We start from the raw sequence: 21206 nt of genomic DNA on the forward strand, positions 1-21206 counted from the left end.
CTCTAGTTCGGGTTCCCTCAGGCGCCGGGCGGCGGCATCCGCCGCCTGGGCTTCCTCGATTTTCAGTCCGCTACGCTCCCCAAAAATCTCCGGCAGACGCGGTCGCGTCCTAGGAAAACAAAAGTGTGGTGCCAATAAAGAAAAACGCCCCGATCCAGTGGTCGGGGCGTTTTTCTTTGGGCGGTGGTCAGAACAGGTCGAAATACTCGCGGTGTTCCCAGTCGGTCACCGTGCTGTTGTAGCGGGCGACCTCGGCGCGTTTGATCATCAGGAAATGGTCGACGAAGCCGTCGCCGAAGCCCTGGCGCAGCAGGGCGCTGGCGTCCAGCAGGGTGAGGGCGGTTTCCAGGCTGGTGGGCAGGGTGGTGGCTTCGGCCATATAAGGGCTATCGACGGCGGGGGGCGGTTCCAGCCCGGCCTCGATCCCGGCCAGGCCGGTCAGCATCTGGGACGCCAGGTAGAGATAGGGGTTGGCGGCGGGCTCGCCGATGCGGTTCTCGATGCGCGTGGCGGTGGCCGCCCCCCGCGCCAGCACGCGCAGCAAGGCGCCCCGGTTGTCCTCCCCCCAGGCCACCCGGTCGGGCGCCAGGCTGTTGGCGCGGTAGCGCTTGTAGCCGTTGATGGTGGGGGTGCTGAAGGGCGTGGCGGCGGCGGCGCCCTGAAGCAGGCCGGCCAGGAACTGGCGGCCCGTCGGCGACAATACCGGCCGGCCCTCGGCATCGGCGAAGGCGTTGGCGCCGGTCCGGCGGTCGCGCAGCGACTGGTGCAGGTGCCAGCCGCTGGACATGGCGTTGGGCAGGTGGGGCCGGCACATGAAGCTGGCGTGATAACCGTGGCGCCGGGCCACCTGCTTCACCGCGTTGCGGAACAGGATCATGTCGTCGGCCGGCTGGATGCCGCTGCCGGGGCTGAACACGAACTCGCACTGGCTGGGGCCGAACTCCAGTTCCAGCGAATGCAGGGGCAGGCCCAACGCCATGCAATCGCGGCGCAGGATGTCCAGGATGGGCTCGATCTGGTCGAAGCGCTGTTCGGTCAGGTAGGCGTAACCCTGGTGCAGCAGCGCGACCTCCGGCGGCGTGCCCGGCTGGCCGGCATCCTCCGGCGCCAGCTTGGGATCGACCAGCCGGGTCAGGTAGAACTCCACCTCCAGACCGCTGACATAATCAAAGCCGCGCTGAGCCAACCGGTCGGCCGCCGCCTGCGCGATGCGCCGGGTGGACGAGACCACCGGCCGGCCATCGGCGTGGTACAGGTCGCACAGCATCCAGCCCGTGCCCGGCGCCCAGGGCAGGCGGCGAAAGGTGGCGGGATCGGGCACCATCACCACGTCGCCGCCGCCCTGAAGGTCGGCATCGCCGATGCCGGCCCCGGCCGTGAACACCGGCGCCACCGTGCGGTGGGCGGTGTCCTTCAGCAGCAGGGTGGAGGTGATGGCGCAGCCGTCGCGCATGGCCCCCGGAATGGCGCCGGCCAGCAGGGTCTTGCCGCGCAGCAGGCCGTGCATGTCGGGGAAGGACAGGCGCACCATGTCGATGCCGCCGCCATTGAGGCGGGCCAGCACCTCATCCGCCTGGCGCCGCTGGTCCCCGTTCCACAGGCCATGGCGTTCGATGAAGTGGCGTTCAATAAGAGGGGGCATCACGCGGTCGCCTTCATCGCCGTCCACGGGGCCTGCGCCCGGCGGCGCGCGTCGGTCCGTTGCCAATAGGCCTGGATGTCCTCACCGGCCTTGGCCACGCCGTCGACGGTGGCGGGGCCGGTGATGGATGCCGCCGCCGCACCATCCACGGCCAACAGCGGCGCCTCCCCCTGTTCCACCCTGCGGATCTGGTTCATCAGCAGCATGCGGTAGGCGACGATGGCCTTGTCGGTGGTGCCCAGATGTTCGCGCGTGCGGTCCTGGATGGCTCCCTGGCTTTCCACCGCCCACTGGTCGTGGACGTTGATGTCCTCCCCCATGCCGGTGTAGGTGCGGCTACGCTGTTCCACCACGTCGTAGCCATAGTCGTTGTGGCGGCCCAGGCGCGGCTTGTAGTCGGGCAGGGTGTAGAGTTGCAGGCGCTGGCGGCGCATCTCCGCCTTGTCGACCGCTTCGGCGAAGCCGGTGAAGACGGCGTACCAATAACAGCTGCGGTCATCCACCGGCACGTGCCACTGGGTGATGGTCATCGTCTCCGACAGGGGGATGACGAAGGCCTGGGGGAACATCAGGTTGGTGACGCGCACATGGGTGTCGCCGGTGTTCAGCGGCCGCAGCGACGTCAGGCGCAGGCCGACGTCGCTTTTCTCCACGCTGATGTCGGGGTTCTCATACTCCCGCAACACCTGGGTCATGGTCATGTCGCTGTCGGCCGACTGGGCGCGGAACTGGCGGCCGTAGCTGGCGGCCGCGTCCTCATCCTCGAAGAAGCGGTGCAGGAAGCTGGCGTGGGCGGGATCGATGCCGACCTCCAGCGCCTGCAACCAGTTGCAGTCCAGATAGCCCTTGAAGGCGAAGACGTGGCTGTCCGGCGCGATGAAGCAGTCCAGGGCGGGGAAGGCGGGGGCCGCGCCCTCGCCCAGATAGCCGAAGATGATGCCGCTGCGCTCCACCACCGGATAGGCCCGCTGGTGGATGCGGCTGCACAGCTTGCTGCCCGTGGGCTCGCCCGGGGTCTCCAGGCAGTTGCCGTTGACGTCGAACAGCCAGCCATGGAACAGGCAGCGCAGGCCGCCGCCCTCCAGCCGGCCGAAGGCCAGGTCGGCGTTGCGGTGGGGGCAGTCACGGTCCAGCAGGCCCAGGCGCCCGCCTTCATCCCGGAACAGCACCATATCCTGGCCCAGCACGCGCACCGCCTTGGCGGGGCGGGGGCCCTCCAACTCCTCCACCAGGGCCACCGGCTGCCAGTAACGGCGCAGCAGCGTGCCCAGCGGCGTGTCGGGGCCGGAGCGGGTGATCAGCGCGTTTTGCTCGGGAGTCATGCGGTTGCTCCTGTTCTTTCTGGATGCGAGGCGGCCGTCACCACCCGCGCGCGTTCGTGATCGCGCGCGGGTGGTCTGTCTGTCGGGGGTGTTGCTGTAGCGGACCCGTTGCCAATGATCGCTGGGCGTCCGGCGCCCGCGTTGTTTGCCCGCATTATGCATTGCGGCCGGCTTTGGGCCCGTTGCCCAAACGGCGCCGCGGCGGTGCCAAAACAAACCAGCCGGCGCGTTGTGCGGGGGCCCGCCTTGCCCTATCCTGCAACCCATCGGGCAATAGGGGACATCTCACTGAAATGATTGCGGAAACACCCGTCGCCGGCACGCGCGCGCTGAAGAACATCGCGATCTTCTGCGGCTCCAACACCGGCCTGGGCGACGCCTACAAGGATGCGGCCGCCCAGTTGGGCGCCACCCTGGCGCGCCGGGGCATCGGCATCGTCTATGGCGGCACCCACAAGGGCCTGATGGGCATCCTGGCCGACGCCGCGCTGGCGGAAGGCGGGCACGTGCACGGCGTCATCACCCGCCGCCTGTTCGAACGCGACCATCTTCATCCGACGCTCAGCCTGCATGAGATCGTGGACGGCATGCGCGCCCGGAAAGAGCGCATGCTGGGCCTGGCCGACGCCTGCATCGCCCTGCCGGGCGGCATCGGCACGACGGAGGAGTTCATGGAGGCCTGGACCCTGAACCAGCTGGGCGATGTGGACAAGCCGGTGGGCCTGCTGAACGTCGGCGGTTATTTCGACGCCTTCATGGCCTTCATCGACACCATGATCGCCCAGCGCTTCCTGCCGCCTGAACACCGCCAGGGCATCGCCCTGGCCCCCGACGCCGACGGCCTGATCGACCAGTTGCTGGTCTTCCAGAAGCCGACGGTGGCGAAGTGGCTTTGATCAAAGCCAGCACCTCCAAAGCAGTGGCATGAGAAGTCTCATGCCACTGTAGGCCCCGACCGGGGGCGCCGGAAGTTTTCGGGGAACGAAGTGGACTGAAAACTGAGGATAAGCCAAGCGACCGGATGGTCGCGCCCGGCGCCTGAGGGAACCGCGATAGCGACGCGCTCAGCGCGTCGCTATCCAGAGACTCTTGGTTTCCAGGTGCTCTTCCAGATGGGCACGGCCGTATTCGCGGCCGTAGCCGCTGGCCTTCACACCACCCGACGGCATGGCCGGGTCGATGGCGTTGTAGCAGTTGACCCAGACCGATCCCGCCCGCAGGCGCCGGCCCAGGCGGTGCGCCCGGCCGACATCGCGGGTCCACACCCCGGCGCCCAGGCCGAAGGGCGTGGCGTTGGCGCGGGTCACCACTTCATCCTCGGTGGTGAAGGGCAGGGTGGCCAGGATGGGGCCGAAAATCTCCTCCCGCACCGCGCGCATGTCGTCGCGGGCGTCCACCAGCACGGTGGGCGGGAAGAAGAAACCCTGGTCCAGGCCGCTGCCGGTCAGGCGGGCGCCGCCGCTGATGGGCGTGGCGCCGGCCGCGATGGCATCCTCCATGTGGCCGCACACGCGGGCCAGTTGCCGGGCGTTGACCAGGGGGCCCAGGTCGGTTTCCGGATCCATGCCGTCGCCGATACGCAGGGTGGCGGCGACGCGCGCCACCTGTTCCGCGAACTCCCGATGCACGGCCTGCTCCACGAACAGGCGGGTGCCGGCGCTGCACACCTGGCCGGAATTGGCGAAGGCGGCGATGACGGCGGTGCGGGCCGCGGCCTCAAGGTCGGCGTCGGCGAAGACGATGTTGGGCGACTTGCCGCCCAGTTCCAGTGACAGCCTGGTCAGGTTGGCGCCGGCGGCGGCGGCGATGGTGCGCCCGGTGGCATCGGACCCGGTGAAGGCCAGCTTGTCGAGGCCGGGGTGGCCCGCCAGGGCGGCCCCAGCCTCGGCACCCAGGCCGGTGACGACGTTGAACACGCCGGGCGGAATGCCGGCTTCCTCCCCCAATCGCGCCAGCATCAGCGGCGCCAGGGAGGCGTCCTCCGCCGGCTTCAGCACCAGGGTGCAGCCGGTGGCCAGCACGGGCCCCAGCTTCAGGACGGATGCCCACAGCGGGCCGTTCCAGGGGATGATGGCGCCGCACACGCCCACCGGCTCGCGCAGGGTGCAGGCGAACATGTCGGGATCGGATGTCTGGGCGGTCAGCCCCTCGATCCCCCGGCTCATGCCGGCGTAATAACGCAGCAGGTCGACCAGCAGGCCCACGCTGCCGCGCGTGTGGCGGATGGGCGACCCCATTTCCAAGGTGTCGATGCGGGCGAAATCCTCCGCATCCCGTTCCAGCAGGTCGGCCAGGCGCAGCAGCAGGCGCTGCCGGTCGGACGGCGAGAAGCGGGGCCAGGCCCCATCCTCGAACGCCGTGCGCGCCGCCGTGACGGCCGCGTCCACGTCCATTGCCGTGCCGCGCGCGATGGTGGCCAGCAGTTGGCCGTTGGCGGGGTTACGCGTCTCGAACGTCTGGCCGTCGCTGGCATCGCGCCAGCGGCCGCCGATGAACAGGCCCTTGGGCCGGCCGTCCAGGAAGGGATGCAGGCTCATGCGCGGACCTTGAAGGCGATGGGCTGCGCCCCTTCCCACAGCACGGTGCGGCCCAGGACGGGCAGCTGTTCCAGCCCGTCGATGATGGTCAGGAAGTGGTTGCCGGCCAGGGGCCCCAGCCTGCTGGCGAAGGCGACACCGCCATAGGCCAGCAGGATTTCTGTCTCGCTGAACCCGCCGGGATAGAAGATGAACTGCCCGGGTGCGGGGTGGCGGGTGGCGTTCTCCCACGGCAGGTCATAGGGATTGTCGCCCATGGGGATCCAGCAGCCTTCGCCACTCCACCGCACGTGGATCAGCTTTTCCTCGTAAGGCAGCATGGTCAGGAAGCGGGCGCAGGTGACGGGCGCCAGTTTCTCCTCCAGCTTCGCGGTGAAGCGGTGGCCGCCGGCGGTGATGTCGATCAGGGTCATGGGCTTATCCTCAGTCAGCGTGCGGCGGCCAGACGATTGAACCCGCGCTCCAGGTCGGCGATCAGGTCGGCCGGATCCTCCAGCCCGACATGCAGGCGCAGGGACGGGCCGGGCGCCTCCCACGTCACGGCGGAGCGCAGGTCGGACGGGTATGTCGGCACCACCAGGCTTTCATAACCGCCCCAGCTGTAGCCCAGCTTGAACAGGTCCATATGGTCCAGCATGGCGGCGAACTGCGCATCGGTGCAGGCGTTCAGCACCACGCCGAACAGGCCCGACGCGCCGTCATAGTCGCGCTTCCAGATGGCGTGGCCGGGGTCGTCGGGCAGGGCCGGGTACATGACCCGCGCCACCTCGGGCCGCTGTTGCAGCCATTGGGCGACGTGCAGGGCGGATTCCTGGTGGCGTTTCATGCGCAGGCCCAGGGTGCGCAGGCCGCGCAGGGCCATGTAGACGTCGTCCGGCCCGCCACAATAGCCGGAACCCGAGGCGGTTTTCTTCACGGGGATGAACGCCTCCTCCGTGCAGACGGCGATGCCCAGCATCAGGTCGGAATGGCCGGAGATGTACTTGGTGGCGGCGTTGACCGACACGTCCACGCCGTGTTCCAGCGGCCGGAAGCACACGGGTGAGGCCCAGGTGTTATCCATGATGGTCTTGACGCCACGCGCCCGGCACAACTTGGTGATGGCCGGCACGTCCGTCATCTCGAACGTCAGGGAACCGGGGGATTCCAGGTAGACCACCTTGGTGTTGGGCTGGAACAGCGCTTCGATGCCCGCACCGATGGTGGGGCGGTAATAGGTGATCTCCACCCCGAACTTGCGCAGGAAATCCTCACAGAAGGCGCGCGCGGGCCCGTACAGGCTGTCGACGATCAGCAGATGGTCGCCCGCCGACAGGAAGGCGGTCAGCGACGCGCAGATGGCGCCCAGCCCGCAGGAGGTGGTGACGGCGCGGTAGCCGCCCTCCAGCAGGGTCACCGCATCCTCGAACGCGCGGGTGGTTTCGGTCCCCTCGCGCCCGTAGGTGAAGCCGACATAGGCGCCGGACGCCCGGTCCCGCCGGGTTTCCAGCAGCGCCTCGACACTGTCGAACAAAACGGTGGAGCAATGGTAGACGGGCGGATTGACCACGCCGTGATTGGCCTTCGGGTCGCGCCCCGCGTGCAGGATCTGCGTGTCCCGCCGAAAGCCGGTCAAATCGGTCATCTTCTTAGGCCTCCTTAATTCGCGTGGCCTTCGATCTTGATCGATCAAAGGCCCCCTAAAGCGCCGGGCGCCGGCATCCGCCGGCTTGGGCTTCCTCGATTTCCAGGTTCGCCTTCGGCTCCCCGGAAATCTCCGGCGGACGCGGTCGCGTCCTACGGGGGCATGAGGCTTCGCCTCTTGTCCCTGCTAAATCACCATGCCGGCATCGACCACGATGTCCTGGCCCGTCATCATACGGCCGCCCGGGCCCAGCAAATGCAGCATGGCCGCGGCGACATCGTCCTCGCTCACCAGCCGGCCCAGGGCCGTGCCGGTGGTGAAGCGCTTCAGTGGCGCGTCCTCCGGCTCGCCATTCGCTTCGGCCGATTGGCGGAACAGGCGGCGCAGGCGCTCGCCATCCACCCCGCCGGGGGAGATCATGTTGACGGTGACGCCGTGCGGGGCGGCGTCCAGGGCGGCGGACCGCACCAAGCCGCGCAACGCCCATTTGGAGGACGCGTAGACGGAAAAGCCCGCCACGCCCTTGTGGCCGTAGGTGCCGCCGATGACGATCACCCGGCCGCCGCCGCGCGCCACCATGCCGGGCAGGGTGGCCGTCATGCCGTTGATCACGCCCAGCACGTTGGTGTCGAAGCAATGGCGGTAGGTCTCGGCCCCCATCTGCCAGAGGGGCGCCTTGGGGGAACTGACGCCGGCGGCGCAGAGGGTGATGTCCAGCGGGCCGAGATGGGCCTCGGCTTCAGCGGCGGCGGCGCGCATGGCCGCCTCATCCGTCACGTCGGCGCTGATGGCGCGGGCCGTGCCGCCGAGGGCTTGCAAAGTTTCGACCGCTGCGGCGCCCGCCTGCGGATCGCGGCCAATGACGGCGACGGCGCAGCCGGCCCCCACCAGGGTGCGCGCCAGCGTCAGGCCCAATCCCCGGGTTCCCCCGGTGACCAAAGCGACCTTGCCCGTTAAAGCCCGTTCCATGCGTCCGACCCGACTGCCCTGTTTCCTTGAGATGATCACTAAAGCGCATGCGGGCCTGCCGAAAGTGATCATTTGGCCACGGCGGCGGTAGAAAAAAGCACCGCTTGGGCCCCTTGCGTTGCCGTAATCATCAACAGCGCCGTCCTTCGGGGCCACCGGAGGGGCGCCACGCGAGAGATTTTGAATGAGCCGACGCGGCGCGGGCGCCATCCGCCCGCGACGTCCGGCCGCGCCATGGGGGCGACATGCATTACGACATTTTGATCGTCGGCTCGGGCCACGGCGGCGCCCAGGCGGCCATCACCCTGCGCCAACGCGGCTACACCGGCAGCATCGCCATCATCGGGGATGAGCCGGATTTGCCCTATGAGCGGCCACCCCTGTCCAAGGACTATTTGTCCGGCGCCAAGCCGTTCGAGCGCATCCTGATCCGCCCGCCCGCCTTCTGGGAGACGCGCGACATCACCCTGCTGCGCGGCCGGCGGGTGGTGGTGGTGGACCCGGTCGCCCATGCCGTGACCACGGGCGACGGCGCCGTCGTCGGCTACGGCCAGTTGATCTGGGCGGCCGGCGGCCATGCCCGGCGGCTGGACTGCGCTGGTGGTGGCCTAGCCGGCATCCACACCGTGCGCACCCGCGCCGATGCCGACGCCATGCGGGCCGAACTGCCGGCGGTGGAGCAGGCGGTGGTGATCGGCGGCGGTTATGTCGGGCTGGAGGCGGCGGCCGTGCTGCGCGCCGCCGGCAAACGCGTCGTGCTGCTGGAACAGCAGGATCGTGTATTGGCCCGCGTGGCCGGGGAAACGCTGTCCCGCTTCTATGAGGGCGAACACCGGGCCCAGGGCGTGGACATGCGCCTGGGCGCCCGGGTCGATGGTTTCATTGGCGACGGCCGGTCGGTCACTGGGGTGCGCCTGGCCGATGGTGAATTGATCCCGGCGCAGATGGTGGTGGTGGGCATCGGCCTGGTGCCGGCGGTGGCACCGCTGCTGGCCGCGGGCGCGATGGGTGGTGATGGGGTGATGGTCGATGCCCATGGCCGCACCTCGCTGCCCGACATCCACGCCATCGGCGACTGCGCCCTGCACCCCAACGCTTACGCCGGGGGCCGGCATATCCGCCTGGAGTCCGTGCAGAACGCCACCGACATGGCGGTCACCGTGGCCAAGGCCCTGACCGGGGCGGCGGAGCCTTATCGGGCTGTGCCGTGGTTCTGGTCCAACCAGTATGACCTCAGGCTTCAGACGGTGGGCCTGTCGGCTGGCCATGACGCCGCCGTCCTGCGGGGCGACCCGGCGGCGCGGTCCTTCGCCATCGTCTATTTCCGCGCCGGCCGGGTGGTGGCGCTGGATTGCGTCAACGCCACCCGCGACTACACCCAGGGCCGTGCCTTGGTGGAGGCGGGTTGGCACGGCGATCCCGCCCTGGTCGCCGACACCACCGTGCCGCTGAAGGACCTGGCGGCCCGATCATCTCATTAAGGATAAAAGCATGCCGATCATCACCGTTGTCACCCGGGACGGCACCGGCCGCGCCGTCGACATGGAAGTGGGCGCCACCCTGATGGAGGGCCTGCGCGACCATGGCTTCGATGAGGTGCTGGCCATGTGCGGCGGCTGCTGTTCCTGCGCCACCTGCCACGTCTATGTGGAGCCGGCGTCGCCGCCGTTGGAGGACGAGGACGATTTGTTGGCCGGGGCCGCCCACCGCCGCGACAATTCCCGGCTGTCCTGCCAGATCATCTTGAGCGCCGATCATGACGGCCTGCGGGTGGCGATCCCGCCGGAGGATTAAGCCGCGCTGTAGCGTCACCACCCACGACAACCCTGGCGGGATGGTGGTGCGGATACAGTGAACATTCGGCCACGGCGTTGTCCGGAAAAAGCACCGCTTAGGCCTTTGGTGTTGCCGTAATCATCATGGGGAACCGGTCACCTGCCTTCGGGACGTGATGTGGCTGGACAGGGTTGGCAGACAAAAAGTCACGGAGATTGGAATGAGCAGAAGCGAACGAAGCGCGGACGACATCGCCGCCGCCAGCGCCATTTCCCTGGATGAAGTACCCTTGATCGACTTCGCGCCCTTCCTGACGGGCGATGCCCAGGCGCGCCGCGATGTCGCCGCCCAGATCGCCCATGCGTGCGAGGAGATCGGCTTCTTCTACCTGTCGGGCCATGGCGTGCCGCAGGCGACCATCGACGCCATCTTCGGCCAGGCCGACGCCTTCTTCTCGCTGGACAAGGCGGACCGCCGTGGCGCCATGGCCACGCCGGAATGGTACCGGGGCTGGATCCCGGCGCCGGAGGCGCAGCCCCTGTCACGCAATACCCGCATGTTCGAACAATACCGCCTGCAGCATGAATGGCCGGCCGACCCGCGTGACATGCAGCACGCCGACATCTTCGACAAGCTGAACCGCTGGCCCCAGGGCATGCCGGCCTTCAAGAACGCGGCCGACGCCTACCTGGCCGCCATGCTGTCCTTCTCGCGCGAACTGCTGCGCGCTTTCGCCCTGGGTCTGGGCGTGGCGGAGGACCGGTTCGACGATTGTTTCCACCAGCCGGCCTCGCAACTGAGCCTGAACTATTATCCCAAGTTGCCGATGGACGCGCAGGATGAGGTGTCCAACATGGTGGCCCACACGGATGAGGGGCCATTCACCGTGCTGGCGCAGCAGGGCGTGGGCGGGCTGGAGGTGAAACGCCGCGACGGCGTGTGGATCCAGGCCCCGCCGGTGCATGGCGCCTTCACCATCAATGTCGGCGACATGATGATGTGGTGGTCCAACGGCCGCTTCCTGTCCAACTATCACCGCGTCCGCAACCGGGGCGGGGCGCGGCGCTTCTCCGTGCCTTATTTCGCCAATCCCGACCGCGACGTGGTGGTGGCGCCGCTGCCGGAACTGGTGGCCGGCGCGCCGAAATACGCCCCCGTCCGCGTCGCCGACCATCTGGCCCGTTTCTATTCCACGCTCTCCAAGAATCCCCATGACATCTACAACTGAGCGCCCCTCCACCCGTCCCGGGGCCCGCATCGGCGCCGACATCGGCGGCACCTTCACCGACATCGTGCTGGAGGTGGGGGGCCGCCGGCATTCCACCAAGCTGCTGACCACCTATGACGCGCCGGAACGGGCATTGCTGGACGGCGTCCGGCTGCTGCTGGATGAGGCCGGCGTGGTGCCGCGTGACGTATCGCTGGTGGTGCACGGCACCACGCTGGCGACCAACGCCCTGATCGAACGGCGCGGCGTTGCCACCGCCCTGCTGACCACCGAGGGTTTCCGCGACGTGCTGGCGCTGGGCAGCGAAAGCCGCTTCGACCAGTACGACATCGGCATGGAACGGCCGGAGCCGCTGGTGCCCCGCCGCTTGCGCGTCGGCGTGGCGGAGCGCCTGGACGCCCGGGGCCAGGTGCTGGTGCCGCTGGACGAGGGGGCGGTGCGCGCCACCGCCGCCCAGTGGCGCGCCCAGGGCATCCGCAGCGTCGCCATCGCCTTCCTGCACAGCTACGCCAACGACCGGCATGAGCGGCGGGCGGCGGAGATCCTGAGGGAGGAGATGCCGGGCGTCAGCCTGTCGCTGTCGTCCGAGGTCTCGCCCGAGATGCGGGAGTATGAGCGGTTCTCGACCACGGTCGCGAACGCCTATGTCCAGCCGCTGGTGGACGCCTATCTGCGTCGCCTGGATGAAAAGCTGAAGGTCATGGGCATCGGCTGCCCGCTGTATTTGATGCTGTCGTCGGGCGGCCTCACCACCGTGGACGCCGCCGCGCGCTATCCGGTGCGGCTGGTGGAAAGCGGGCCGGCGGGCGGCGCCATCTTCGCGGCCTCCGTCGCCGCCGAACGGGGTGTCGCCCAGGTGGTGGCCCTGGACGTGGGTGGCACCACCGCCAAGATCTGCTTGATCAATGACGGCACGCCGCAGACCTCGCAAGTGTTCGAGGTCGGCCGCGCCCATCGCTTCCGCAAGGGCAGCGGCCTGCCCCTGCGCATCCCGGTGGTGGAGATGGTGGAGATCGGCGCCGGCGGCGGCTCCATCGCCGCGGTCGACAATGCCGGCCGTTTGGCGGTGGGGCCGCACAGCGCGGGCTCCGAACCCGGGCCGGCCGCCTACGGCCGGGGCGGCACCCGGCCGACGGTGACGGATGCCGACATCACCCTGGGCCGCATCGACCCGTCGCGCTTCGCCGGCGGCAAGGTCACGCTGGACGCCGCCGCGTCCGCCACCGCCCTGGCGGGCCTTGGCATCTGGGATGGCAAGGCGGAGACCCTGGCCATCGGTGTCAGCGAGATCGTGGATGAGACCATGGCCAGTGCGGCCCGCGTCCACGCGGTGGAGCAGGGCATGACCCTGGACGACCGCACCCTGATCGCCTTCGGCGGTGCCGCGCCCCTGCACGCCGCCCGCTTCGCCGAAAAGCTGGGCATCCGTGAGGTCATCATCCCGTCCGGCGCCGGGGTGGGGTCCGCCATCGGCTTCCTGCGGGCGCCGGTGTCGTATGAGATGGCGCGCAGCCTGACCATGCTGCTGGACGCGGTGGACTTCGACCGGCTGAACACCCTGCTGGACGGCATGACGGCGGAGGCCCGCGCCCTGGTGGAGGCCGGCGCCCCCGGTGTGGCCCAGGTGGAACGGCGCACCTGCCTGGCCCGCTACAAGGGCCAGGGCTACGAGATCCCGTTCGAAATCCCGGCCCGGCCTTTGGAGAGTGGGGACGCCGCCCTGCTGCGCGCCGCGTTCGAGACGGCTTACCGCACCCAATATGGCGGCGTCACCCTGGACCTGCCCATCGAGATGCTGACCTGGCGGGTCACCGTCGGCTCCCCCGCGTGGAAACCGCACGACACCGTGGCCGTGACCGCCACGCGCGATGTGGAGGTCACGGAGCGGCGGGCGGTGATCGACCCCGACAGCGGCGTGGCGCTGCCCTTCGCCCTGGTGCGGCGTGAGGCCCTGCGCCCGGGCGACCGGGTCCAGGGCCCCGCCCTGATCACCGAACGCGAGACCACCACGGTCGTCTCGCCCCGTTTTGACGCCTGGATGGACGCCAACGGCTATCTGGTCCTGACCCGGCGCGATGAAGAGGTATCGCCATGACGGCGGCGTTGAACGAACTGCGCACCCAGGTGATCTGGACCCGGCTGATCTCCATCGTCGAGGAACAGGCCCAGACCTTGATGCGCACCGCCTTTTCCACCACGGTGCGCGACGCCGGCGACCTGTCGGCCGCCCTATTCGACCTGGACGGGCGGCTGATCGCGGAGGCCGTGACCGGCACGCCGGGCCACGTCAATTCCATGGCCGCCGGCGTGCGCCATTTCCTGGACAGGTTCCCCGTCGCCACCATGGCGGAGGGGGACCACTTCATCACCAACGACCCCTGGCTGACCGCCGGCCACCTGCATGACGTGACGGTACTGTCGCCGGCCTTCCACCAGGGGCGCATCGTCGGGCTGTTTGGCGTCTGCTGTCACCAGGTGGACATCGGCGGCCTGGGGCAGGGGCCGGACGGCCGCTCCATCTTTGAGGAAGGCTTGCAGATCCCCCTGATGAAGCTGGCCAGCCGGGGCGTGCTGAACCAGGATCTGCTGGCCATCCTGTGCCTGAACGTGCGCATGCCCCTGCAGGTGCGGGGCGACGTGCTGTCCTACATCTCCAGCAATGAGGCGGCGTCCCGCCGGCTCAGCGCCATGCTGGTGGAATTCCGGCTGGCGGACCTGGGCGGCGTCGCCGACTACATCGTCGCCCAGTCGCTGGCGGCCACCCGGGCGGAGATCGCCAAGCTGCCCCGGGGCAGTTGGACCAGCGAACTGGTGATCGACGGTTACGACCACCCCATCACCCTGCGCGCCCGGCTGACCATCGAGGCCGACCGCATCCTGGTCGATTATGAGGGTACCGACGCCTGCGTGCCGCGCGGCATCAACGTCGTGCTCAACTACTGCCGCGCCTACACCATCTTCGGCCTGCGCTGCGTCATCTCGCCGGAGGTGCCGAACAACTATGGCGCCCTGCTGCCGTTTGAGGTGGTGGCGCCGGAGGGCAGCATCCTGAACGTCCAGCGGCCCTGGCCGGTGGCCGCCCGCCACGTCATCGGCCAGATGCTGCCCGACGTGGTGTTCGGCTGCCTCTCCCAGGCCATTCCGGATCGGGTGCCGGCGGAGGGCAGTTCCTGCCTGTGGAGCGTACAGCTGCGCGGTCGCCACCCGGCAGGCGATGCCCAGGGGGGCGACAGCTTCGACGCCATCTTCTTCAACAGCGGCGGGTCGGGCGCCCGGCCGTGCCAGGACGGCCTGTCCGGCACCGCCTTCCCCAGCGGTGTGCGCGCCATGCCGGTGGAAATCACCGAGAACAGCGCCCCCATCGTCATCTGGCGCAAGGAACTGCTGACCGACAGCGGCGGCATCGGCGAGCGGCGCGGCGGCCTGGGCCAGCGGGTGGAGGTCGCCATGCGTGACGACAGCGCGTTCGAGGTGCTGGCCATGTTTGAACGGGTGGACCACCCGGCGGCGGGCCGCGACGGTGGCGGCGACGGGTCGCACGGCGTGGTGCGGCTGGCGTCGGGTAAGGGCATGCAGGCCAAGGGCCTACAGCAAATCCCCGCCGGCGACAGGCTGGTGCTGGACATCCCCGGCGGCGCCGGCCTGGGCGCCCCCACCGCCCGCGCGGCCGCCCTGGTGGCGCGCGACGTGGAGGAAGGCTTCGTCTCGGCTGAGGCCGCCGCCCGGGACTACAACGGCGGCACGGGCGTCTGACCCGTGCCGCCGTTGGTTCCACGCGTCATGCCCCCGCCTGGTCGGTGTAGGGCACCGTGTCATCTTCCGGTGAGTAGTCGCCCAGGGTGGGCAGCGACCGGCAGTCGTTGAGTTCCCGGGCCATCTGCTCGGCGAACTTGGCGGCGGCCAGGGGCAGGGGGCGGCCCTTCAACTGGCCCAGCACCATGGGGCCATAGGTGCGGTCCAGGTCGCTGATGCGGCGGACGGCGTAGCGCGGATCGTTGCGCCACAGGTCGGCACCGATATCGATCTGGAAGGCGATCAGGTCGGACACCGCGACCAGGTCGCCCAGCAGGTCGAAGCTGTTGGATTCCACCCCGATCGACAGCTTGGCGGAACTGGCGGCCAGCCGGCTTTCGATGATCTCGCGTCCGCCGAACGATGATTCCGGCATGGCGGTCTCATACTCCGCGCACTCGCGCAGGCGGACCACGTCCTTGGCGGCCAGCGGGTGGTTGGCATTCATGATGGCGACCAGCCCCTGGCCGATCGACATGATGGGGTGCAACTCCGGATGCCGCAGCGGCCGGAAGATCAGCACCAGGTCGATTTCGAACGCGGTCAGCTGGCGCATGGCCGTGGAATGGTCGGTGACCGTGATCTTGAAGCGGACGTTGGGGTGCTTCTTGCGGAAGGCCGCCACCTGGCGCAGCACGAAGCCGCGCGCCACCGCCTGGCTGCACGCCAGCCGGATTTCGCCGCGCTGCAGGCCGGCCAGTTCCTCGATCTCCGAATAGACGCGGCGCAGTTCGGCCGATTGCGAGCGGATCCAGCGGATCAGCACCTCACCCGCCGCCGTCAGGCGGACGCCGGAGGAGTGCCGCTCGAACACCGGGGCGCCCAGATCGTGTTCCACGTCCTGGATGCGCCGCAGCAGGGCCGAGGGGGTGACGTTCAACCGCTCCGCCGCCTGGCGCACCGATCCGACGCGCGCGACTTCATTGATGTAGAGCCAAATCCTTTGATTCCGCAGTGCCATGGCGGTCCTGTTCCATTTTTGGCTACGCCCTACCCCAGCTTTAGCACAACTGCGGCAACGGCATATCTTTTATGTCAATAGGTACGGGAATGTTGAATTCTGAACCATATGCCCAGACTGAACCAAAAACGCGCAAATATCCATGCCTGCTTTCGGCAATACAGAGGAATAAAATGGATCTGTCTCTCAAGGGAAAGAAGATTCTAATCACGGGTGCCGGCAAAGGTATGGGGCCGGAGATTTGTTCTTCCTTTGCCGAAGAGGGTGCTGATATTGCGATTTTAGGTAGAGACATGGCCGCTTTGGCGGAAGTGTCTGCCACGGTGGACGGGCTGGGCGTCCGGTCGCTGGTGCTTTCGTGCGATGTCATGGACGCCCCGCAATGCGACGATGCCGTCGCGGCAACGGTGGCCCATTTCGGTCACGTGGACGTCCTGGTCAACGTCGCGGGTGGCACGGGGCCGGTGGGCGCCACGGCCTGGGAAACCAGCCCGGAAGCCTTCGATGAGATCATCCGCCTGAACATGGCCGGGTGCTTCCACATGATGCGTGCCGTCCTTCCCGGCATGGTCGCGCGGCGCTATGGCAAGATCGTCAACGTCGGCGGTACCTTTGGCCTGCGCGGGCGTGCCGGTCGCATGGCCTATTCCGCCTCCAAATGGGGCCTGCGCGGCATCACCAAGTCCACCGCCATCGAGGCCGGGCCGCACAACATCAACGTCAACATCGTCGCCCCCGGCATGGTGGACGGCCCGCGCTTCCGCACCAAGGTGATGCCCGCCGTGGCCAAGGCCCGCGGCCTGACGGAGGAGGAGGTGATCGCCGAGCATGCGGCCGAATACGCCCTGCGCCGCATCAGCACGGCGCGCGACGTGGCGGCGGCCTGCCTGTTCCTGGCGTCCGACGTGTCCAAGCAGATCACGGGCGTCGACCTGCCGGTCGATGGCGGCTGGGCCGCGCTTTGATAGGTCCCCTCAATCGCCGGGCGGCGGCGTCCGCCGCCTTGGCTTCCTCACTGCGCCCTGCGGTGCTCGTTCCGGCGGACGCGGTCGCGTCCTACGGCGGCAAGGGCAAACGTCGCTGGTCACCACCCCTGGGAAAAGCATCATGAAGGCAGACATCGTCATCAACGGCGCCACGCTGGTCACCGACAGCGCCATGGTCCAGGCCTCCATCGCCATCAAGGACGGCGCCATCCTGGCCATCGGCTCGGCCGACGCCATGCCGCCGGCGGCCGAGGTGGTGGACGCCACCGGCAAGTACATCCTGCCCGGCGCCATCGACGCCCATGTGCATTTCCGCGACCCCGGCTACACCCACAAGGAAACGTGGGAAACGGGCACGGCCAGCGCCGCCATGGGCGGGGTCACCACCGTGTTTGAGATGCCCAACACCAACCCGCCCACCGGCACGGTGGCGGCGCTGAACCTCAAGCTGAAGTCCGCCGAGCAGGCCTATGTCGATTTCGGCATCTACGGCCTGCTGGGCGAGGAAAACCTGACCGAGCTTGAGGCCCTGATCGAGGGCGGCGTGGCCGGCTTCAAGTGCTTCATGGGCAACACCTTCGGCAACTTGCCGTCGCCGCCCACCGGCGCCATCCTGGAAGGGTTCGAGATCGTGGCCAAGCACGGCTACCGCATCGCCCTGCATGCCGAGAACGCCTCCATCATGGCGCGCCGGTCCAAGAAGCTGCGTGAGGCCGGCCGCTGCGACCCCCTGGCCCACTTGGACGCCCGTCCGCCGGTGGTGGCGACGGAGGCGGTGGCGCGCGCCGCCATCCTGGCGGAATGGACTGGCGCCCGCATCCACATCCTGCATGTGTCGTCCGGTGACGAGTTGCGCCCCCTGCGGGAAGCCAAGGCGCGCGGCGTGGACATCACGGCGGAGACCTGCCCGCACTACCTGCTGCTGGATGAACGCGCCTATACCGAGAAGAAGTCGCTGATCCGCGTGAACCCGCCGGTGCGGGAGAAGACGCACCAGGACCAGCTGTGGACCGCCGTGCGCGACGGCACCATCGACATGATCGCCACCGACCACGCCCCGCATTCCCATGAGGAAAAGCACAAGGACGACATCTGGACGACGGATTGCGGCTTCACCGGCGTGCAGACGCAGATGCCCCTGATGCTGACCCAGGTATCGGCCGGCCGCCTGTCGCTGACCGATTATGTGCGCATGACCTCGCTGGCCCCGGCCAAGGCCTTTGGCCTGTATCCGCGCAAGGGCGCCCTGTTGCCGGGGTCGGACGCCGACCTGGTGGTGATCGACATGGAACGCGAAACCCAGGTGGACTCCGCCAGGCTGAAGTCCAAGGGCTCCAGCACGCCGTTCCAGGGCACCGCCACCAAGGGCGCGCCGCTGCACACCCTGGTGCGCGGCCGCTTCGTGATGCGCGACGGCGCCCTGGTGACGGAGGCCAAGGGCCACGGCCGCAACGTGCGCCGCATCCAGCAGATGCCCACACCCACGCCCCGCAATGTCCACACCACAACGGCGGCCATCCTGAAGAAGCGGGGGTGATGGGTTCCGCCTGATAGCCCCCAACGTTCTTTCCCTGTCCTGTGCCGGTCCGGCCGCCCTGGGGCCGGCACCGGCCGGAATAGGCCATTCAACAAAATATTCGCACCCCCGCGCGTTTTTGCGCGCAACCTGCGGGGCCGTCGCGGCGAACCAATGATCAGGGCCATCGCAAGGGGGCCTGACGGAATGCCTTCAATCGACGGAGCTGATTCATGAAAGTCTTCAAGGGTGCGCGCACGATCCTCGCCATCGCGGCGGCCGTGGTCGTGGCGGGGGGTGCTTCCATCGCCGCAGCCGCGCTGCCGCAGGGCGCCACGGCACCCGACTTCCAGCTGCAGGGCGCCCTGGGGGGCAAGCCGCTGACCTTCTCGCTGCGCCAGGCGTTGGCGCAGGGGCCGGTCGTGCTGTATTTCTTCCCGGCGGCCTTCACCAAGGGCTGCACGATCGAGGCGCATGACTTCGCCGAGGCGACGGACGATTTCAAGAAGCTGGGCGCCACCGTCATCGGCGTCACCGCCGGCAATGTCGACCGCGTGGCCGAGTTCTCCAGCGTGGAATGCCGGGACAAGTTCGCGGTCGCGGCCGACCCCGACGCCAAGGTCGCCATCGAATACCAGAACACCATCCAGGCCGACGGCCGCGTCATCTCCGACCGGACGTCCTATGTGATCGCGCCCGACGGCAAGATCCTGCTGAGCTACACCGACAAGAACCCCGACGCGCACATCGAGAAGGCGATGGAGGCCGTCAAGGCCTACGCCAAGGCGGGCAAGTAGGCCTTCCTGTTCCTGGCGGCGCTCTGGGGCGGCCGCCAGGAACGCCGATTGTCGTGAACGTCGCGGGCGGGCGGGCGGGCGTATAAGCTGTCGGGGCAAGGGGGCGCCGCCCCCATCGTCCTCTCCATTTCCGGGGCCGACATCCGTGAGCACCGCACACCCGTGAGCGCCGCCCCGCCGCGTGCCGAGTGGCCGGCCCTGATGGCGCGCGCGCAGGCGGGCGACCAGGCGGCCTATGGGCGGCTGCTGAAGGCGATGCTGCCCCTCATCCAGTCGCTGGCCCGGCGGAAGGTCGGCGATGACGGCCTGGTGGACGATGTCGTGCAGGACGCGCTGATGACCATCCATGCCGTGCGCCACACCTATGACCCGGCCCGGCCGATCCTGCCCTGGGTGGCGGCGATCGTGTCGGCCCGCGCCGTCGATGCCCTGCGCCGGCGCGGACGGCACCGCCGGCGAGAGGTCCAGGACGAGGGCGCGCTGCTGGCGGCGGTCGACGCCGGCGCCTTCGCGCGGGTGGAGGGGGGGGGGGCACGGCGGGAACTGGATGGCTTCCTTGGCCGCCTGCCGGCCCGGCAGCGCCAGATCGTCGAACTTGTCCATTTGCGGGAGATGAGCCTGGTTGATGCCGCCGGCGCCAGCCGCCTGTCCGTATCCGCCGTCAAGGCGCTGCTGCACCGCGCCGTCACCCGGCTGCGCCAATTCGGGATCGATGACCATGGCTGACCACGACGCGCTGATCGACCGGCTCAGCCGGGCCGCCCGGCCGGTCAGACGGCCGCTTCCCGCCGGGCTGCGCACCGCCGCCTGGATGGCGGCGGCCCTGCCGTGCGGCGCCCTCGCCACCCTGGCCCTCCACCGGGTGGCGACGGATTGGTCACGGCCCGGCGGGGGCTGGGCCGCACTGCAACTGGCCCTGGCGCTGGCCGCCGGCGGGCTGGCCATCCTGACGGCGTTCGAATGGAGCATCGCCGGGCGCCGGGCCGTGGCCGGCAAGTGGGTGGCCCCCGTCATCGCCGCCTGGCTGGCGACCAGCCTGGGCAACGTGGCGATGTTGCCCAGCCCGATGGGAGTGATCGGTGCCCGAAGTTACTGTTACGTGTTCATGGTGGTGGCCAGCCTGCCGATGATCGTCCTGTACGTCGCCAGCCTGCGGCGTACGCGTACGCTCTACCCCGACCGCTGCCTGGCCGCCGCCGGCCTGGGCATCGCCTTCATGACGGCGGCCTTGCTGGCCCTGTGCCACCCGGTGCGGGGGCATCTGTGGGATTTCCTGGCGCATCTGGCCGCCGGCGCCACGATCATCGCGATCACGGTGGCGGGCGGCCGCCGCTGGGTGGCGGTGCGCTGAGCGCCTGGCTTGGGTTCGCCTTCCAGGCGCCTCAGCAGAGTCCGGGCACGCGGCCCCAGTGCGCCACCTCGGTGCGTCCCCGGGCGGGGGCGGGCCGGTCCGCGCCGGAGGGGGCGGCGGCGGGTTGGCCCCGGATGATGATTTCCTGAAGCGTATGCACGCCCAGCTTCTCACTGGCCCGTTCGCGGTGCTTCTGCACGGTGCGGGGGCTGATGTCGATCAGCCGGGCGATTTCCTTGCTGGTCAGGCCGGCGGCGACGTAGCGCACCACCTCCGCCTCACGCGGGCCCAGGGCATCCCAGGCCAGCGGCGGCGGCGTCTGCCTGGCCTGCCGGGCGACACCACTGGCATAGGCGATCAACTGCGCGGTGGAGGCCAGACCCGCCTTGCGCATGATGTTGGAGCGGTGCTTGCGGATGGTCAGCTCCGACGCGCCCAGGGCGGCGGCGATCTGCGAACTGCTGAGGCCCTGTCCGGTCAGGTCCAGGACTTCGCGTTCCCGGGGGGTGAAGGGCGTGGCGATGGAGGGTGTCATGGCGGCTGGCTCATGGGCGGTTGTGGTCACCGCGGCGCCTGGCGCCAACGGCCCACACACCCTGCCAGCAAGCGGAAGAATTCTTCCTTCTGTTATTCTTCTGACGTGTAACTTATTGATATATATAAGGAATGATTTGCGGTAGCTTCCGACTTGTCTGGAAGGAAAAC

General features: G+C 68.9%; 19 protein-coding genes. 11 read left to right on the top strand and 8 right to left on the bottom strand.

Translation table 11 applies throughout. From position 1 onward, the window contains the following. Positions 1-187: 187 nt before the first annotated feature. Both PW843_04100 and PW843_04105 read right to left on the bottom strand, forming a co-directional pair. Positions 188-1642, bottom strand: coding sequence for a glutamine synthetase family protein (locus tag PW843_04100; protein MDE1145787.1), 1455 nt, complete (start codon positions 1640-1642; stop codon positions 188-190). Further along, entirely contained in the window at positions 1642-2964 is a 1323-nt protein-coding gene (locus tag PW843_04105) for an aromatic ring-hydroxylating dioxygenase subunit alpha (protein MDE1145788.1), read from the bottom strand. Before PW843_04105 ends, PW843_04100 begins: the two co-directional genes overlap by 1 nt. A gap of 293 nt (positions 2965-3257) precedes the next feature. On the opposite strand from PW843_04105, the gene PW843_04110 reads away from it, so the two are divergent. Beyond that, positions 3258-3860, top strand: coding sequence for a TIGR00730 family Rossman fold protein (locus PW843_04110; GenBank protein MDE1145789.1), 603 nt, complete (start codon positions 3258-3260; stop codon positions 3858-3860). 168 nt (positions 3861-4028) lie between these two features. Here the strand turns inward: PW843_04110 and PW843_04115 are convergent, their stop codons facing one another. The 4 genes from PW843_04115 to PW843_04130 form a co-directional block, all read right to left on the bottom strand. After that, the gene (locus tag PW843_04115; GenBank protein MDE1145790.1) at positions 4029-5501 is read right to left on the bottom strand and encodes an aldehyde dehydrogenase family protein; all 1473 of its coding nucleotides are present in this window, start codon (positions 5499-5501) and stop codon (positions 4029-4031) included. Further along, positions 5498-5914 carry a DUF3830 family protein gene (locus tag PW843_04120; GenBank protein MDE1145791.1) on the bottom strand — a complete coding sequence of 139 codons (417 nt, stop codon included), beginning with the start codon at positions 5912-5914 and terminating at the stop codon, positions 5498-5500. Before PW843_04120 ends, PW843_04115 begins: the two co-directional genes overlap by 4 nt. Positions 5915-5928: 14 nt before the next feature. Next, complete coding sequence (gene metC / locus PW843_04125) at positions 5929-7125, bottom strand: cystathionine beta-lyase (GenBank protein ID MDE1145792.1); 1197 nt, start codon at positions 7123-7125, stop codon at positions 5929-5931. A gap of 186 nt (positions 7126-7311) precedes the next feature. Continuing rightward, positions 7312-8094, bottom strand: coding sequence for an SDR family NAD(P)-dependent oxidoreductase (locus PW843_04130; protein ID MDE1145793.1), 783 nt, complete (start codon positions 8092-8094; stop codon positions 7312-7314). 245 nt (positions 8095-8339) lie between these two features. Here PW843_04130 and PW843_04135 point away from each other — a divergent pair, with 245 nt between their 5' ends. The 5 genes from PW843_04135 (at position 8340) to PW843_04155 (ending at position 14851) form a co-directional block, all read left to right on the top strand. Further along, positions 8340-9575: an FAD-dependent oxidoreductase gene (locus tag PW843_04135; protein MDE1145794.1), complete on the top strand. Its 1236-nt coding sequence runs from the start codon at positions 8340-8342 to the stop codon at positions 9573-9575. Positions 9576-9585: 10 nt separating this feature from the next. After that, positions 9586-9888, top strand: a complete 303-nt coding sequence (locus tag PW843_04140) for a 2Fe-2S iron-sulfur cluster-binding protein (GenBank protein ID MDE1145795.1) — start codon at positions 9586-9588, stop codon at positions 9886-9888. A 202-nt stretch (positions 9889-10090) separates the two neighbouring features. Continuing rightward, positions 10091-11098, top strand: coding sequence for a 2-oxoglutarate and iron-dependent oxygenase domain-containing protein (locus PW843_04145; protein MDE1145796.1), 1008 nt, complete (start codon positions 10091-10093; stop codon positions 11096-11098). Continuing rightward, a complete protein-coding gene (locus PW843_04150) occupies positions 11082-13193 on the top strand; it encodes a hydantoinase/oxoprolinase family protein (GenBank protein MDE1145797.1) in 2112 nt (703 codons plus the stop codon). Before PW843_04145 ends, PW843_04150 begins: the two co-directional genes overlap by 17 nt. Continuing rightward, positions 13190-14851, top strand: coding sequence for a hydantoinase B/oxoprolinase family protein (locus PW843_04155; GenBank protein ID MDE1145798.1), 1662 nt, complete (start codon positions 13190-13192; stop codon positions 14849-14851). Before PW843_04150 ends, PW843_04155 begins: the two co-directional genes overlap by 4 nt. A 25-nt stretch (positions 14852-14876) precedes the next feature. On the opposite strand, the gene PW843_04160 is transcribed toward PW843_04155, so the two are convergent. After that, positions 14877-15851, bottom strand: coding sequence for a LysR family transcriptional regulator (locus PW843_04160; GenBank protein ID MDE1145799.1), 975 nt, complete (start codon positions 15849-15851; stop codon positions 14877-14879). A gap of 173 nt (positions 15852-16024) precedes the next feature. Here PW843_04160 and PW843_04165 point away from each other — a divergent pair, with 173 nt between their 5' ends. From PW843_04165 to PW843_04185, 5 genes are all read left to right on the top strand, one after another. After that, positions 16025-16816: an SDR family NAD(P)-dependent oxidoreductase gene (locus PW843_04165; protein ID MDE1145800.1), complete on the top strand. Its 792-nt coding sequence runs from the start codon at positions 16025-16027 to the stop codon at positions 16814-16816. After that, positions 16794-18374 (top strand): allantoinase AllB, encoded by a 1581-nt coding sequence (gene allB / locus PW843_04170; GenBank protein MDE1145801.1) that lies wholly within the window; start codon positions 16794-16796, stop codon positions 18372-18374. Before PW843_04165 ends, allB begins: the two co-directional genes overlap by 23 nt. A gap of 212 nt (positions 18375-18586) precedes the next feature. Further along, the gene (locus tag PW843_04175) at positions 18587-19150 is read left to right on the top strand and encodes a peroxiredoxin (GenBank protein ID MDE1145802.1); all 564 of its coding nucleotides are present in this window, start codon (positions 18587-18589) and stop codon (positions 19148-19150) included. A 162-nt stretch (positions 19151-19312) separates the two neighbouring features. After that, positions 19313-19876: a sigma-70 family RNA polymerase sigma factor gene (locus PW843_04180; GenBank protein MDE1145803.1), complete on the top strand. Its 564-nt coding sequence runs from the start codon at positions 19313-19315 to the stop codon at positions 19874-19876. Continuing rightward, positions 19869-20501, top strand: a complete 633-nt coding sequence (locus tag PW843_04185; protein ID MDE1145804.1) for a hypothetical protein — start codon at positions 19869-19871, stop codon at positions 20499-20501. The genes PW843_04180 and PW843_04185 overlap by 8 nt, the downstream gene beginning before the upstream one ends. A 31-nt stretch (positions 20502-20532) precedes the next feature. Here PW843_04185 and PW843_04190 read toward each other — a convergent pair whose 3' ends face one another. Beyond that, a complete protein-coding gene (locus PW843_04190) occupies positions 20533-21036 on the bottom strand; it encodes a LuxR C-terminal-related transcriptional regulator (protein MDE1145805.1) in 504 nt (167 codons plus the stop codon). Between the last annotated feature and the right edge of the window lie 170 nt (positions 21037-21206).

The organism is Azospirillaceae bacterium, assembly GCA_028283825.1.
Classification (GTDB): domain Bacteria; phylum Pseudomonadota; class Alphaproteobacteria; order Azospirillales; family Azospirillaceae; genus Nitrospirillum.